At 67.7% G+C, this 15,001-nt stretch carries 15 protein-coding genes; 12 read left to right on the top strand and 3 right to left on the bottom strand.

Features of this window, described 5'->3' with window-relative positions; genetic code table 11:
• Nucleotides 1-400 precede the first annotated feature (400 nt).
• The 3 genes from BGN95_RS00225 to BGN95_RS00215 all read left to right on the top strand — a co-directional run bounded on the left by BGN95_RS00225 (nt 401) and on the right by BGN95_RS00215 (nt 2,932).
• Nucleotides 401-1,609, top strand: a complete 1,209-nt coding sequence (locus BGN95_RS00225; RefSeq protein WP_179512377.1) for an LL-diaminopimelate aminotransferase — start codon at nt 401-403, stop codon at nt 1,607-1,609.
• 68 nt (nt 1,610-1,677) lie between these two features.
• Entirely contained in the window at nt 1,678-2,457 is a 780-nt protein-coding gene (locus BGN95_RS00220; RefSeq protein ID WP_179513722.1) for a sulfite exporter TauE/SafE family protein, read from the top strand.
• A 31-nt stretch (nt 2,458-2,488) separates the two neighbouring features.
• A complete protein-coding gene (locus BGN95_RS00215; RefSeq protein ID WP_179512376.1) occupies nt 2,489-2,932 on the top strand; it encodes an acyl-CoA thioesterase in 444 nt (147 codons plus the stop codon).
• Between the two features lie 149 nt (nt 2,933-3,081).
• Here the strand turns inward: BGN95_RS00215 and astD are convergent, their stop codons facing one another.
• Together astD and BGN95_RS00205 are read right to left on the bottom strand one after the other, a co-directional pair.
• The gene (gene astD, locus BGN95_RS00210) at nt 3,082-4,494 is read right to left on the bottom strand and encodes a succinylglutamate-semialdehyde dehydrogenase (protein WP_286771262.1); all 1,413 of its coding nucleotides are present in this window, start codon (nt 4,492-4,494) and stop codon (nt 3,082-3,084) included.
• A gap of 65 nt (nt 4,495-4,559) precedes the next feature.
• On the bottom strand, nt 4,560-5,936 hold the full coding sequence (locus BGN95_RS00205; RefSeq protein ID WP_179513721.1) for a protein adenylyltransferase SelO family protein: 1,377 nt from the start codon (nt 5,934-5,936) through the stop codon (nt 4,560-4,562).
• Between the two features lie 37 nt (nt 5,937-5,973).
• Between BGN95_RS00205 and BGN95_RS00200 the strand changes: the two genes are divergently transcribed.
• The 5 genes from BGN95_RS00200 (at nt 5,974) to BGN95_RS00180 (ending at nt 11,087) form a co-directional block, all read left to right on the top strand.
• Nucleotides 5,974-6,849, top strand: a complete 876-nt coding sequence (locus BGN95_RS00200) for an alpha/beta fold hydrolase (protein ID WP_286771261.1) — start codon at nt 5,974-5,976, stop codon at nt 6,847-6,849.
• Between the two features lie 87 nt (nt 6,850-6,936).
• Complete coding sequence (locus BGN95_RS00195) at nt 6,937-8,052, top strand: glycoside hydrolase family 130 protein (protein ID WP_286771260.1); 1,116 nt, start codon at nt 6,937-6,939, stop codon at nt 8,050-8,052.
• Between the two features lie 32 nt (nt 8,053-8,084).
• A complete protein-coding gene (locus tag BGN95_RS00190; RefSeq protein WP_179512372.1) occupies nt 8,085-9,224 on the top strand; it encodes a glycosyltransferase in 1,140 nt (379 codons plus the stop codon).
• Nucleotides 9,225-9,363: 139 nt separating this feature from the next.
• Nucleotides 9,364-10,767, top strand: a complete 1,404-nt coding sequence (locus BGN95_RS00185; RefSeq protein WP_179513720.1) for an NAD(P)H-dependent flavin oxidoreductase — start codon at nt 9,364-9,366, stop codon at nt 10,765-10,767.
• A 146-nt stretch (nt 10,768-10,913) separates the two neighbouring features.
• On the top strand, nt 10,914-11,087 hold the full coding sequence (locus tag BGN95_RS00180) for a hypothetical protein (protein WP_179512371.1): 174 nt from the start codon (nt 10,914-10,916) through the stop codon (nt 11,085-11,087).
• Between the two features lie 160 nt (nt 11,088-11,247).
• On the opposite strand, the gene BGN95_RS00175 is transcribed toward BGN95_RS00180, so the two are convergent.
• Nucleotides 11,248-12,246, bottom strand: a complete 999-nt coding sequence (locus BGN95_RS00175) for a 2-hydroxyacid dehydrogenase (protein ID WP_265314087.1) — start codon at nt 12,244-12,246, stop codon at nt 11,248-11,250.
• 87 nt (nt 12,247-12,333) lie between these two features.
• Here BGN95_RS00175 and BGN95_RS00170 point away from each other — a divergent pair, with 87 nt between their 5' ends.
• The 4 genes from BGN95_RS00170 (at nt 12,334) to BGN95_RS00155 (ending at nt 14,973) form a co-directional block, all read left to right on the top strand.
• Nucleotides 12,334-12,825, top strand: a complete 492-nt coding sequence (locus BGN95_RS00170; protein WP_265269564.1) for an SH3 domain-containing protein — start codon at nt 12,334-12,336, stop codon at nt 12,823-12,825.
• Entirely contained in the window at nt 12,822-13,667 is an 846-nt protein-coding gene (gene nadC / locus BGN95_RS00165; protein ID WP_286771259.1) for a carboxylating nicotinate-nucleotide diphosphorylase, read from the top strand. Before BGN95_RS00170 ends, nadC begins: the two co-directional genes overlap by 4 nt.
• 164 nt (nt 13,668-13,831) lie before the next feature.
• Nucleotides 13,832-14,263, top strand: coding sequence for a hypothetical protein (locus BGN95_RS00160; protein ID WP_179512368.1), 432 nt, complete (start codon nt 13,832-13,834; stop codon nt 14,261-14,263).
• Nucleotides 14,260-14,973 (top strand): ribonuclease T2 family protein, encoded by a 714-nt coding sequence (locus tag BGN95_RS00155; protein ID WP_286771258.1) that lies wholly within the window; start codon nt 14,260-14,262, stop codon nt 14,971-14,973. Before BGN95_RS00160 ends, BGN95_RS00155 begins: the two co-directional genes overlap by 4 nt.
• Nucleotides 14,974-15,001: the final 28 nt, after the last annotated feature.

Below are 15,001 nucleotides of genomic sequence, written 5' to 3'. Positions count from 1 at the left end.
ACCCAGGTCCAGCGCTGGAGATCGGCCAGGCCGGGGGCTTGGGTATCGGTCATCAACCTCTCCTCGACGCAACCGCCGGCCGCTGACTCGGGGGCGGCTGCCTAGCCTAGGCCGGATCGGCAATCAGCAGAACCCGGTTTTTGCGCTTTCCCCTTCTCGTCATGCCGGGCTCGACCCGGCATCCAGAGCCTCAAGTGCCGTCGCCCGTAACTCTGGATGGGGGCGAAAGCGGCTTCGGCCAACACAATCACACCGCCACCCGGCTCGAGGCCGGGGTGACGGCAGAGGGTGAATCCGACCCGTTTGCCCCTCGCCAAACCCGCAAGCCCGGCTTTTTGCCGCTTGGCCCTGTCGCCCGCGCGCCGGACACGGTATGACGTGCGAACCGAAAGGAGTTCCAATGTCCGACGAATTCTACCGCATGAAGCGCCTGCCCCCTTATGTCATCGCCGAGGTCAATGCGATGCGGGCAGCGGCGCGCGCGGCAGGGGAGGACATTATCGATCTCGGCATGGGCAATCCCGATCTGCCCCCGCCGGCGCATGTCATCGAGAAATTGTGCGAGGTCGCGCAAAAGCCCTCCGCCCACGGCTATTCGCAGTCGAAGGGGATTCCGGGGCTGCGCCGCGCCCAGGCCAATTATTACGCCCGTCGCTTCGGGGTCGATGTCGATCCCGAAACCGAGGTGGTGGTGACGATGGGATCGAAGGAGGGGCTCGCCAGCCTCGCCACCGCGATCACCGCGCCGGGCGATGTCGTGCTCGCGCCGAATCCCTCCTATCCGATCCACACCTTCGGCTTCATCATCGCAGGCGCGACGATCCGCGCGGTGCCGACCACCCCCGACGAACATTATTTCGAAAGCCTCGAACGCGCGATGGCCTATACCGTCCCGCGCCCCTCGGTGCTGGTGGTCAATTATCCGTCGAACCCGACCGCCGAGACGGTCGATCTCGCTTTCTACGAGCGGCTGGTGGCGTGGGCGCGCGAGAACAAGGTGTGGATCCTCTCCGACCTTGCCTATTCGGAGCTCTATTACGACGGCAATCCGACCCCCTCGATCCTCCAGGTCAAGGGCGCCAAGGACGTCGCGATCGAATTCACCTCGCTCAGCAAGACCTATTCGATGGCGGGCTGGCGGATCGGCTTCGCGGTCGGCAACAAGCAGCTGATCGCGGCGATGACGCGGGTGAAATCCTATCTCGATTACGGCGCCTTCACCCCGATCCAGGCGGCGGCCTGCGCCGCGCTCAACGGGCCGCAGGATATCGTCGAGAAGAACCGCCAACTCTATCACAAGCGCCGCGACGTGATGGTCGAAAGCTTCGCGCGCGCCGGGTGGGAGATCCCGAGCCCGCGCGCCTCGATGTTCGCCTGGGCGCCGCTGCCGCCGGCGCTGGCGCACCTAGGTAGCCTTGAGTTCTCCAAACAATTGCTGACTCACGCCCAGGTCGCGGTTGCGCCAGGGGTCGGCTACGGCGAGAACGGCGAGGGTTATGTGCGCATCGCGATGGTCGAGAACGAGCAACGGCTCCGCCAGGCGGCACGCAACGTGAAACGCTATCTGCAATCGATGGGCGTCAACACCCCCGCGCGCACCGCCGGGTGACGGTGGGCGGCGCAGGCGATCATGCGCGCGCGGTCCGCCACGGATAGGCTGACCGCGGGGCATATGTGATCGTCTATAATCCGTTCTATTCGCTTGCCGGCGTGCTGGTCGGCCTGCTCGTCGGGCTGACCGGCGTCGGCGGCGGATCGCTGATGACGCCGTTGCTCGTGCTGGTGTTCGGTTTCCACCCGGTGACCGCGGTGGGGACCGACCTGCTCTATGCCTCCGCGACCAAGACGGTGGGGACGGCGGTCCATGGCTGGCGCGGGACGGTCGACTGGCGGGTGGTGCGCCGGCTCGCGACCGGCAGCGTGCCGACGACGATCGCGACCCTTGTCGCGCTGAGCTACGCCACGCACCGCTCGGCCGACACCGGGCATCTCGTCGCGACGATCCTCGGCAGCGCGCTGCTGCTCACCGCGGTGGCGATCCTATTCCGCGCGCGGATCGTCGACAAGCTCGCGCCGCGCTTCGGCCGGTTCGACGAAGGGCGGATCGCGTGGCTGACCGTGCTGCTCGGCGCGATCCTTGGCACGCTCGTCTCGCTCACCTCGGTGGGGGCGGGGGCATTGGGGATGACCGCGCTGCTCGTGCTCTACCCGCGGCTCGAGGTGAAAAGGCTGGTCGGGTCGGATATCGCGCATGCCGTGCCGCTCACGCTGATCGCGGGGCTGGGGCACCTTTCGCTCGGCGCGGTCGATCTGTCGCTGCTGGTGTCGCTGCTCGCGGGATCGGTGCCGGGGATCGTGATCGGCAGCCTCGTCGCGACCCGCGTCCCCGATCGCGTGCTGGTGCCGATCCTCGCGGTGACGCTGGCGCTGGTCGGCGCGAAATTGGTGTTCGGTTGACGCGCGCGCCGCGTCGCCGCATCGGTGCGGCATGACACGCCCCGGCTTCGCTTTTTCCACCCGCTTCAAAGTCCGTTACGCCGAGATCGACGGGCAGCGCGTGGTGTTTAACTCGCGCTATCTCGAATATGCCGATGTCGCCGAGACCGAATATTGGCAATGGACCGGGATCGGCGAGGTGCTCGGCAAGGCGTGGCTGGAGACCGAATTCCACGTCCGCCGCGCGTCGGTCGATTATCTGCGGCCGTTGGTGTGGGGCGATACGATCGAGGCGTCGGTGCGGATCGAGCGGATCGGCTCGACCAGCATCACCAAAAGGATCGACCTCGCCAACCAGCGCGGCGAGCTCTGCACCGAGATCGAGATGGTGACGGTCAACGTCCATCTGCCGACCGGGCGCCCAATTCCGATCGAGGGCGAGGTGCGCCAGTTCCTCGAGGCGCTGATCGCCGCGCAACCCGATCGGGTAGCGTAGCGCTTTTCTCCCCTCCCTTGAGCAAGGGAGGGGGCGGGGGTGGGTTGGCCCGAGGGGGCACCGGCCCGCGCCCCTCATACCCACCCACCCCCAGCCCCTCCCTTCACGAGGGAGGGGAGTAGAAGCGGAGGAGGGGGCTTCTTAGCGCCTCATCCCTCGCGTAGCCCGATCCCGATTGCCGCGCGGGCGGCGTCGGCTTCGTTGCTCACCACCGGATAGGCGCAATAATCGGCGGCATAATAAGCGCTCGGGCGGTGGTTGCCCGACCAGCCGACGCCGCCGAACGGCGCGCCCGACGACGCGCCGTTGGTCGGCTTGTTCCAGTTGACGATCCCCGCGCGCGCGCGCGCCCAGAAGCGGTCGAACAATTGCGGAGTCTGGCTGATCAGCGAGGCGGACAGGCCGTAGCGCGTATCGTTCGCCTCGATGATCGCATCGTCGAAATCGTGGCAGCGGACGATTTGGAGGATCGGGCCGAACAATTCGATATCGGGCTTGTCGCGCGCCTCGGTCATGTCGATCAGCCCCGGGAGCAGGAAGGGACGGTGGGCCGCCGGGCGTTCGAGGTGACGGATCGGGCGCCCGCCCTTCATCAGCAGCGCAAGGAAGCTCTCGCTCAGCTGATCCGCGGTGTCATTGTCGATCACCGGCCCCATGAACGGCGCGGGGGTGGCGAAGGGCTCGTCGACGATCAGCCGCCCTAGCACTTTCTCAAGCTCGGCGAGCAAGGGCTCGTACAATTTCTCGTCGACGATCAGCCGCCGCGCGGCGGTGCAGCGCTGCCCCGCGGTGGTGAAGGCCGATTGCACGACGAGCACCGCGGCCTGCCACAGATCGGGGGTGTCCCACACCACGATCGGGTTGTTGCCGCCCATTTCGAGCGCGAGGATCTTCTCGGGCTTCTCGGCGAAGGCGCGGTTCAAGGCGAGCCCGGTGCGCGCCGAGCCGGTGAACAACAGCCCGTCGATCCCGTCGTGCGCGGCGAGCGCCTTGCCCTGATCGGGGCCGCCGATCACGATGCGGATGCACGCTTCGGGCACCCCCGCCTCGCGCAGGCAATCGACCAGGAACGCGCCGCTCGCCGGGGTCTTTTCCGACGGCTTGAACACCACCGCATTGCCCGCGATCAGCGCCGGGACGATATGCCCGTTGGGCAGGTGCGCGGGGAAATTATACGGCCCCAATACCGCGAGCACGCCGTGCGGCTTGTGGCGCAACGCCATCCGGCTGCCCATCGGCGAATCGAGCCGGCGCTGCGCGGTGCGCTCGGCATAAGCGCTGACCGAGATGTCGACCTTGGCGATCACCGAATCGACCTCGGTGCGCGCTTCCCACAGCGGCTTGCCGGTTTCGCGCGCGATCAAATCGGCAAAGGCATCGGCGCGCGCGCGCACGACATTGGCGAAGCGCCGCATCGTTTCGATGCGATAGGTCAGCGCGCGCGCCGCCCAGGTCGCCCAGCCGCCGCGCGCCGCGGCCACTTCCGCATCGACATCGCTGATCGCGCCGCGCCACAGTTCCGCGCCCGTCGCAGGCTCGAACGAGACGAGTTCACCGGTCATCGATCAGCCATCCCGTCCCCCGAAATGCGCGGCCGCCCCCGGCCGCAATCATCGTGTAGAGACAATCACCTGTCTTCGACAAGCCGCAGCGCGTCCGCCATTTCGCGGATCTGTGCCACCTTGACGTCAAGCGCCGACCAATCATCGTTTTCCGCGATCCGCGCCCATATCGCCTCCACCTCGTCGATCAGCATCGAACACGGCGCCTCGCCGCGCCAATAGGCATGCGTGCGCGGGGCACGCGGTGCATATCGATCCAGCGCGGCGCGCGCCTCGTCCCACGGCGCGCCGTAACCTTCGGGCAGCGGCTGGGCGAAGGCATCGAAGAAGAACCGGTCGATGCCGACGCCGCTCGCGCGCAACCCGCGCTCGATCGCCTGCACCAGGGCGCGGTCGCTCGCCGGGTCGATCGGCTTGCGCCCCAGCCGCCACAGCAAGGCGTCGGTGATTGCCGGCTGGTAACGCTCGCCGAAGCTTTCGAGCAGCGCGATGAGCGGTTCGGATTCGGCCAGCGGGCGCAATGCGGCGGCAAGCTGCATCACGTCCCAGTGGATCGCCTCCGGCTGGCGGCCGAAGGCATAGAGCCCGTTCTGGTCGAAATAAGCGGCGGTGAAGGCAGGGTCCCAGGTCGGCGCGAACCGCCACGGGCCGTAATCGAAGCTTTCGCCGGTGATGTTGATATTGTCCGAATTGAGCACGCCGTGGACGAACCCGGCCGCCATATAGCGCGCGGCCAGCGTCGCGGTGCGGGTGAGGACGAGATCGAGCAGGCGCAGCGGATCGTCGCTATCCTCGCCATAGAGTGCGCGTAAGGAATAGCCGACCAGCCGACGCAACGCCTCGTCCTCGCGCAAATAGGCGAGCCGCTGGAAACTGCCGATGCGGATATGCCCGTGGCTCAGCCGCACCAGCACCGCCGAGCGCGTCGGCGAGGGCTCGTCGTTGCGGTAGAGTTGCTCGCCGGTCTCGATCAGCGAGAAGCTGCGCGAGGTGGGGACGCCGAGTGCCTCGACCATCTCGCTCGCGAGGATTTCGCGCACCCCGCCCTTGAGCGTCAGCCGGCCGTCGCCGAAGCGGCTCCACGGCGTCTGCCCCGAGCCCTTGGTGCCGAGGTCCATCAGCCGCCCGTCGCGGTTGCGTAGCTGCGCGAAGGTGAAGCCGCGTCCGTCGCCGATCTCGGGGTTGTACACGCGGAACTGATGGCCGTGATAACGCAGCGCAAGCGGCCCGGGCAATGTGCCCGGCAGCGGCGCGAACCGGCCGAAATGCGCGATCCACTCCTCGTCGGTCAGCGCGTCCAGCCCCACTTCGCGCGCGGCGCGGTCGTTGCGGAAACGCAGCCGGGTTTCGCGGAACGGTGCGGCCTCGACCGGATCGTAAAAGGCGTCGCCCAGCGAAAGGATCGTCTGTTCGGGGCGGTAAGCTTGCGGGTCGAGGGGCATCCGGCGATATGGGGGCTGCGACAGCAAAGGTTCAAGCATGGCCGCCTATCAGGATTTGTTTTGGTGGTCGCGGGACGGCCTGAGGCTCCACGCCCGCGATTATCCGGGCGACGCGGGGGTTTTGCCGGTGCTGTGCCTCCCCGGGCTGACCCGCAACGCGCGCGATTATGCCGGGGTGGCGGCGCGGCTCGCGGGGCCGCGGCGGGTGATCGCGGTTGATTTCCGCGGGCGCGGCGAAAGCGCTTATGCCAAGGATCCGATGAGCTATTCGCCGCTCGTCTATGCGCAGGATATCGCGGCCTTGCTCGAGGCCGCGGGGATCACGCGGTTCGTGTCGATCGGCACTTCGCTCGGCGGGATCGTGACGATGCTGCTCGCCGGGATGCTGCCAGGGCGGATCGCGGGGGCACTGCTCAACGATGTCGGGCCGGAGATCGAGCCGGCGGGGCTGGCGCGGATCCGCAGCTATGTCGGCAAGCCGAGTGTCTTCCCGACCTGGATGCACGCCGGGGGCGCGGTCGCGGAAAGCAATGCCGACGTCTATCCCGATTGGGGCGTCGAGCAATGGCTGGCGATGGCCAAGCGGCTCTATCGCCTCAACAGCGCGGGGCGGATCGTGCTCGATTACGATCTCAAGATCGCCGAGCCGTTCCGCGTTCCGGGGGCGGAGGCGGGGCCGGACATGTGGCGCGCGCTCGCCGGGCTGAACGACGTGCCGGTGCTGATCGTGCGGGGCGGGCGCTCCGACATCCTCTCGGCGGCGACGGCGGAACGGATGGCGGCGAGCCTGCCCGATGCCGAGCTCGTCACCCTGCCGGGAATCGGCCACGCCCCGACGCTCGACGAGCCGGGGGTGCAGGGCGCGATCGACCGGCTGCTGGTGCGCGCCGCGCGGGAACCTGCCGCCGCCTGAGGCGATTGTCATATTGCGCTCGACGGGGGGATCACCTCGCCCGAACGGTTGTAGTCGTGCGCATGATGACCTGATCCCGGAGCCGCGATGACCTTTCCGCTCGATCATCTGATCTTCACCCCGCACGACGTCGATCTCGCGCGATCGCCGCTCGCCGGGCGGATCGACGCCGAGACGATCGTGCTCGGGGCGTTCAATCCCGGGATGACCCGGCTGGCGAACGGCAACCTGCTGCTGATGGTCCGCGTGGCGGAGGCGCTCAAGGAGCCGATCGTCGAGGGGTATGTCCGCGCCGTCCGCTGGGATGCGGGAAGCTGCGTGCTCGATCCCTGGCCGCTGGCGCTGGTCGACACCGCCGATCCGCGAAAGTTCATGATGCGCGGCGGCGGGTGGCGGGTGATGGCGCTCACCTCGCTGTCGTGGCTGCTCCCGGTCGAGCTCGATCCCGAGGGGCGGCGGGTCGAGGCGGTCCATTACGCCCGCGCGATCGTTCCCGCCGCGAGCTGGCAATGCTATGGGGTGGAGGATGCGCGGATCAGCCGGGTCGGCGATCGCTTCCTGATGACCACCTGTTCGGTCAGCCCGGAGCGGCATTCGACCACGCTCTACACCAGCGACGATGCCGTGGACTGGACGCTGGAGGGGATCGTCCTCGATCACCAGAACAAGGACATGCTGATCTTCGAAGGGCTGATCGACGGCAAATATTGGGCGCAGACGCGGCCGCTGGGCGACCTCTATTTCGCTTACCCGCCCGATAGCGAATGGCGCGCCGGGCCGTCGATCAACCTCGCCAGCTCGCCCGATGCGCTGCATTGGAAGCCGAGCGAACATCCCGGCATCCGCCCGCATTCGGCGACGATCGCCACCGCGCGGATGGGCGGCGGCTCCCCCCCGATCGCGACCGATAAGGGGTGGCTCACCTTGTGGCACGGGGTGGAGCCGCACGGCGTGGTCGGCATCTATCGCACTTATTGGACGATCCTTGCCCGCGATGCGCCGTGGCGGACGGTGGCGTTCGGCGAGACCCCGTTGATCGAACCGGCGCCGGCGCTCACCGAGCCGCTGCGCGACCTGATGTATCTCGACAGCGTGGTGTTCACCACGGGGATCGCCGACGGCGGCGATTACTGGATCGTCGCAAGCGGCGAGGCCGATCTCGCGTGCCGGATTACGCATGTGCCCAAGCGTTTGATCGGGTGACGGAACCGCGCCTGATCGGCTAGGGCGGAAGCATGGCGCAGCCGATCCGCATCCTCCACCTCCATTCGACCTTCGACCTCGGCGGCAAGGAAGCGCGCGCGGTGCGGCTGATGAATGCGTTCGGCGATCGCGCGCGGCATGTCATCGTCTCGTCGATGGAAGGGCATTACGGCGCGCGCGAGCGGATCGAGAAGGGCATCCGCTACGAGATCGCGCAGGATCCGCCGCCGCTCGCCGGGCGGCCGTCGGTGCGCCGCTACGAGGCGATCGCGCGCTATATGCGCGGGTTCGATCTGGTGCTGAGCTATAATTGGGGCGCGATCGACGGCGCCATGGCGCGGCGCGTGTTCGCCAAGGGCGCGCCGCCGCTGGTCCATCACGAAGACGGCTTCAACGAAGACGAAGCGGCCGGGCTGAAGCGCGAGCGCAACGTCTATCGCCGCGTCGCGCTCGGTGCGGCGCATGCGCTGGCGGTGCCCTCGATGACGCTCGAACGGATCGCGCTCGACACCTGGAAGCAGCCGCGCGGCAAGGTGCATCGCATCGCCAACGGCATCGCGACGATGGCCTATGCGCGCGATCCCGAGCCCAAGGTGCTCCCCGGCTTCGTCCGCAAGCCCAAGGAAGTGGTGATCGGCACCGTTGCCGGCCTGCGCGCGGTGAAGGATCTGCCGGCGCTGGTCCGCGCGGTCGGCGGGCTGGCGGGCAAATACCGTCTCGTCATCGTCGGCGAGGGGCCGGAGCGCGCCGCGATCGAGCGCGCCGCGATGGCAATGGGGATCGACGATCGCGTGGTGCTGACCGGGTTCGTCGATCGGCCGTATCGCTATATGCGGCATTTCGACCTGCTCGCGCTGTCGTCTCGGTCAGAGCAATTCCCGATCTCGGTGGTGGAGGCGATGGCCGCCGGCCTGCCGATCGTCGCCCCGCCGGTGGGGGACGTGCCGCAGATGGTGGCGGCGGAGAATCTGCCCTTCATCACCGAGCTTCCTGGCGAGGTGCGGCTGCGCGACGCGATCCAGCCGTTGCTCGCCGATGCCGGGCTGCGCGCCAGCGTCGGCGCCGCCAATCGGGCGAAGGCGCGCGCGGAATATGACGAAGGGGTGATGATCGCGCGTTACGCCGCACTCTACGAGGCGGCGTTGGGGCGGCCGGGCGTACTGGGCGGTTAGCCGATCGCATCGCGCCGCGGGGCGATGATGTGCTATGAGCGGCCGGTGGTGCTAGGCTGCTGGACACGATCAATTTACTCGCATCCCGCGGCCCTTGCGCTATAGCGGGCCAAATTATGTCCGAAGGATGACCAACTACGTGTTCAAGGGTCTGAAGCCGATCGTCTACAACGGCCGCGAGGTGTGGCCGCTCGTCGAGGGTGGGAAGGGCGTGGCGGCGACCAATCATGCGTCCGCCGGCGCCTGGGCCGCCGCGGGGGGGATCGGCACGGTGTCGGCGGTCAATGCGGACAGCTACGACCCGGAAGGCCGCATCGTCCCGCAGGTCTATAAGGCGCTCACCCGGCGCGAGCGCCACGAAGAGCTGATCGCTTATGCGGTCGAGGGCGCGGTGCAGCAGGTCAAGCGCGCGTTCGACATCGCCGGGGGCAAGGGCGCGATCAACATCAACGTGCTGTGGGAAATGGGCGGCGCGCAGCGCGTGCTCAACGGCGTGCTCGAGCGGACCCGCGGGATGGTCGCGGGCGTCACCTGCGGCGCGGGGATGCCGTACAAGCTCTCCGAGATCGCGGCGTCGTACAATGTCCACTACCTCCCGATCGTCTCCTCGGCGCGCGCCTTTCGCGCCTTGTGGAAGCGCGCTTATTCGAAGGTCGCGCATCTGCTCGGCGCGGTGGTCTATGAGGATCCGTGGCTCGCGGGCGGGCACAACGGCCTGTCCAACGCCGAAGACCCGCTGAAGCCCGAGGATCCCTATCCCCGCGTCAAGGCGCTGCGCGAGACGATGCGCGAGGGCGGCATCCCGGATTCGACCCCGATCGTGATGGCCGGCGGCGTGTGGTATCTGCGCGACTGGAACGACTGGATCGACAATCCCGAACTGGGGCAGATCGCCTTCCAATATGGCACCCGCCCGCTGCTGACGCAGGAAAGCCCGATTCCGCAGGGGTGGAAGGAACGGCTGATGACGATCGAGGAGGGCGATGTCCTCCTTCACCGTTTTTCGCCGACCGGTTTCTATTCGTCGGCGGTGCGCAACCCGTTCCTGCGCAATCTAGAGGCGCGCTCGGATCGCCAGATCGCTTTCTCGACGCAGGAAGCCGGGGACCATGTGTTCCAGCTCGACGTGGGCGTGAAGGGCAAGAATTTCTGGGTGACGCGCAACGACCTGCTGCGCGCGCGCGCCTGGTATGGCGAGGGCTTCACCGACGCGCTCAAGACCCCCGACAATACGCTGGTGTTCGTCACCCCGGCCGAGAAGATCGAGATCCGCAAGGATCAGGCCGATTGCATGGGCTGCCTCAGCCAGTGCCTGTTCTCGAGCTGGGCGGATACCGAGACCAATTCGACCGGCCGGCTCGCCGATCCGCGCAGCTTCTGCATCCAGAAGACGCTGCAGGAGATTGCGCACGGCGGCGATACCGAGCAGAATCTGATGTTCGCCGGGCATGCCGCGTTCAACTTCAAGCGCGATCCCTTCTATTCGAACGGCTTCGTGCCGACGGTGAAGCAGCTCGTCGACCGCATCCTGACCGGCGACTGAGCGCTTTTCTCCCCTCCCTTGAGCGAGGGAGGGGAGCAAGATATGCGACGGGCGGAGGCATAGATCTCCGCCGCGCAACATTGCTGACACGCGGCTGACACGGTGGGGGGCTATCAAGCCCTCGTACCGGAAAGGAGCCCCGTGCGATGCGTACCGATCGCGATCTGGCCTATCACGCCCGCCGCGCCCATGACGAAGCGATCCAGGCGATCCGCTCGCTGAGCAACAGCGCCTCGGTCCGGCATGAGGAATTGTGCCGGCTGCACTGCCACCGCGTGCTCGAGGGGCTGCGCGACAATGAGGTGCGCGAGGCGGCCTGATAAGCCACCCGTTCGCCCTGAGCTTGTGAGGGCACCCATGAAAGTAATACTTTCATGGGACCCGCCGGAGGGCTGCACTTCTTCTTCGGAAGAAAAGGACAGGGCTTCGACAAGCTCAGCCCGAACGGGGAGTGGGAATCCTGCCTTAACGAAGCGGTGGTTAAGCCCAGCCCTCCAGCACCTGATCGGGCGGCCGGTGGCCGTCGGACCACATGCGGATATTGGCGATCACCTTCTCGCCGGTGGCGATGCGCCCCTCATAGGTCGCCGATCCCATATGCGGGATCATCACCACATTGGGCAGCGCGAGGAGCCGCGGGTCGATCTCCGGCTCGTGGCGCCATACGTCGAGCCCGGCGCCGGCGAGCCGGCCCTGTTCGAGCGCGGCGACCATCGCATCCTCGTCGACGATCCCGCCGCGGCTCGAATTGATCAGGAAGACATGCGGGCGCAGCAAGGCGATGCGGCGCGCGTCGATCAGGTCGCGGCTGTCGTCGTTGAGCGGGGTGTGGATCGTCAGGATGTCGATCGCGCCGAGCATCTCGTCGAGATTGGGATGCCATTGCGCGCCGAATTCGGCCTCGACCACCTTCGGCAGCCGGTGGCGGTTGTGATAGTGGATCGCGAGCCCGAACGCGCGCGCGCGCCGCGCGACCGCCTGCCCGATCCGCCCCATGCCGATGATGCCCAAAGCCTTGCCGCCGATGCGATGGCCGAGCATCCCGCCGGGGCTCCACCCGGTCCACTGCCCCGAGCGCACGAGTTTCTCGCCCTCGGCCAGCCGGCGCGGGACGGAGAGGATCAGCGCCATCGTCATGTCGGCGGTATCCTCGGTCAGCACGCCCGGCGTGTTGGTGACGATGATACCGCGCGCGCGCGCCGCCTTCAGATCGATATGGTTCACCCCCGCGCCGAAATTGGCGATCAGTTTCAGCCGTTCGCCCGCGCCGGCGATCAGCTCGGCATCGATCGAGTCGGTCACGGTGGGGACGAGCACATCGCAATTGGCCATCGCCTCGGCGAGCTCGGCGCGGGTCATCGCGCGGTCGGTGCGGTTGTTGCGGGTATCGAACAACGCCTCCAGCCGATCCATCACCTCGTCCGGCAGCTCGCGGGTGACGATCACCCTGGGATTGGCGCAGCGTCGCGTATCAACCATGAAAAGGGCTTGGCGAACGGCTCGGCTGGCGTCAACGGTCGTTTGACGCGCGACACCTTCCGATCGCGCCGGCAATTGAGGGTTGAGATGCGGGCAGCATCGAAATGGATGATGGTAGCGATCGCCGGCGGCGTGATCGCCAGCGACGCGTTCGCCGCCGATCCGCCGCCACGCAAGGATCCGTATTTCGCGTCGATCGCGCCGGCGCGCGCGCGGATGCGCAGCGGGCCGGGGCGCAATTATCCCGCGACCTGGCTCTATGTCCGCGCCGATCTGCCGGTGCGGGTGGTCGATACGTTCAAGGAGTGGCGCAAGGTGGAGGATCCGGCCGGGGTGCAGGGCTGGATGCAGGGCAATATGATCAGCCAGCGCCGCACCGCGATCATCCAGGGCACGATCGCCGAGCTGCGCGAAAAGCCCGCGGCCGACGCCAAGATCGTATGGCGCGCCGAGCCGGGGGTGGTCGGGCGGCTGAGCCAGTGCGGCGGCGGCTGGTGCCGCTTCGACGTCCACGGGCAGGCGGGCTATGTCGAGATGTCGCGCTTGTGGGGCGTTGCCGCCGGGGAGGTATTGCCATGACGTTCGCGCTCGACGGATTCGATCTTGACGGCTTCGTCCGCGCGACGCTGGCCGAGGATCTCGGCGACAAGGGCGATGTCACCTCCGCCGCGGTGATCCCGGCCGAGGCGCGGTTCCGCGCGGTGATGGATACGCGCGACGCGATCACCGTCGCCGGGCTGGAGATTGCCGCCGCTTTCTTCCGCGCGCTCGACGCCGATGTGTCGATCGAATTGCTGGTCGAGGACGGCGCGACCGTCCCGCGCGGCACCGATCTGATGCGGCTGGAGGGGAGCGCGCGCGCGATGCTCACCGCCGAGCGCTCGGCGCTCAACACCGTGCAGCATCTGTCGGGGATCGCGACGCTGACCCGCGCCTATGTCGATCGCATCCGCGGCACCGGCGCGACCCTGCTCGATACGCGCAAGACGGTTCCCGGCCTCCGCCGGCTGGAGAAATACGCCACCCGCATGGGCGGGGCGAAGAACCACCGCATGGGCTTGTGGGATGCGGCGATGATCAAGGACAATCACGTCGCGGTCGCCGGCGGAGTGGCGGAGGCCGCGGCGCGCGCCAAGGCGGCGGGGATCGCCGAGATCATCGTCGAGGTCGACCGCATCGACCAGATCGAGCCCGCGCTCGCCGCCGGGGCGACCTGGCTGCTGCTCGACAATTTCGTGCCGGCCAACCTGCGCGGCGCGGTGACATTGATCGGCGGCCGGGTGCCGACCGAGGCGTCGGGCGGGGTGACCTTGGAGACGATCCGCGCGATCGCCGAAACCGGGGTGACCTATGTCAGCGTCGGGCGGATTACCCAATCGGCGCCCGCGGCGGACATCGGGCTGGATTTCGCGCCGGCCTGAGGGCGCGCGTCCATCTTCTTTCTTCTCCCCTCCCCCACCAGGGAGGGGAGCAAGAAGGGAGCGGAAAGGCGCCCCCGACCGCATTTTCCAACCACGCTCCGCGACCGCCTTGCACGGCGGGGTCGCGGCACTAACCTGTCGGCGGGCGACAAGGGGAACGAATCATGCAACGGCCATCGTCGATCGTCAGGTACGAACAATTGTACCTCGGCTCCTTCATCCTCGGGCTCGTCGCCTCGGCGCTGTCGTGGCAGGGGCGCGCGGCGCAGCTCGGCGCCAATCCGGCGCTGGGCAATCTGCAATGGATCATGCCGGCGGCGCTGGTGGTCGGGATCGTGATCAGCGTCACCCTGTGGTATTTCACCGCGCGCAACCCCAGCATCGCCGCGAAATGGGTGGTGACGGTGTTCGCCGCGCTCTCGCTGCTCGGCGTCGCGCGCAACCTCTATGCGCTGGCGAGCGGCACCGTGCCGCTGTTCGCCACATTGCTCGCGGTGCTTGTGTCGCTGCTTTACGTCGCGGCGGCAGTGATGCTGTTCAAACCGGACGCGAAACTATGGTTCGGCGAGGAGCCGACCAACGGAGATATTGCTTGATCGACCGTTTTGTCCTTGCCGCCGCGACGGTCGCGGCGCTGCCCGGCGTCGCCGCGGCGCAGGCCTATCATTGCGCCGTCCCGCGCGATCTCGCCGCGCCGCATCCCGATCTGCCTAACGAGCGCGAGCCGCAGCGGCTGCTGCCGATCGGCGGTTATACGCTGGCGATCAGCTGGTCGCCGCAATATTGCCGCACCCGGATGCACGATCCGGCGGCGCGGATGCAATGCGGCAAGAACCGCTTCGGCTTCGTGCTCCACGGTCTGTGGCCGGACGGCGAGGGGAAGGACTGGCCGCAATATTGCACCGCGACCGATCTCGTGCCCCCCAAGGTGATCGCCGCCAATCTGTGCGCGACCCCCTCGGTGCAATTGCTCCAGCACGAATGGGCCAAGCACGGCACCTGCATGAAGGGCGAGACCCCGGCGACCTTCTTCCGCCGCTCGACCGCGATGTACGGCAAGTTGCGCTATCCCGATATGAACGCGCTGTCGCGCCGCCCGCTCACCGCCGGCCAGTTCGCCGCCGCGCTGTCGCGCGCCAATCCGGGGATGCGCGCCGATATGATGCGGATCACCGCCAATCGCGAAGGCTGGCTCGACGAGGTGTGGCTGTGCACCGACAAGAGCTTCAACTACACGACCTGCCCCGCGCATCAGGGCGGGCTGGCGCCCGACGCGCGGCTGAAGATCTGGCGCGGGCCACGGTAAACCCTCCGTCATTCCCGCGAAGGCGGCA

This window comes from Sphingomonas sp. 66-10 (genome assembly GCF_001897045.1).
GTDB lineage: Bacteria > Pseudomonadota > Alphaproteobacteria > Sphingomonadales > Sphingomonadaceae > Sphingomonas > Sphingomonas lycopersici.
This window is presented reverse-complemented; position numbering and strand designations above follow the sequence as displayed.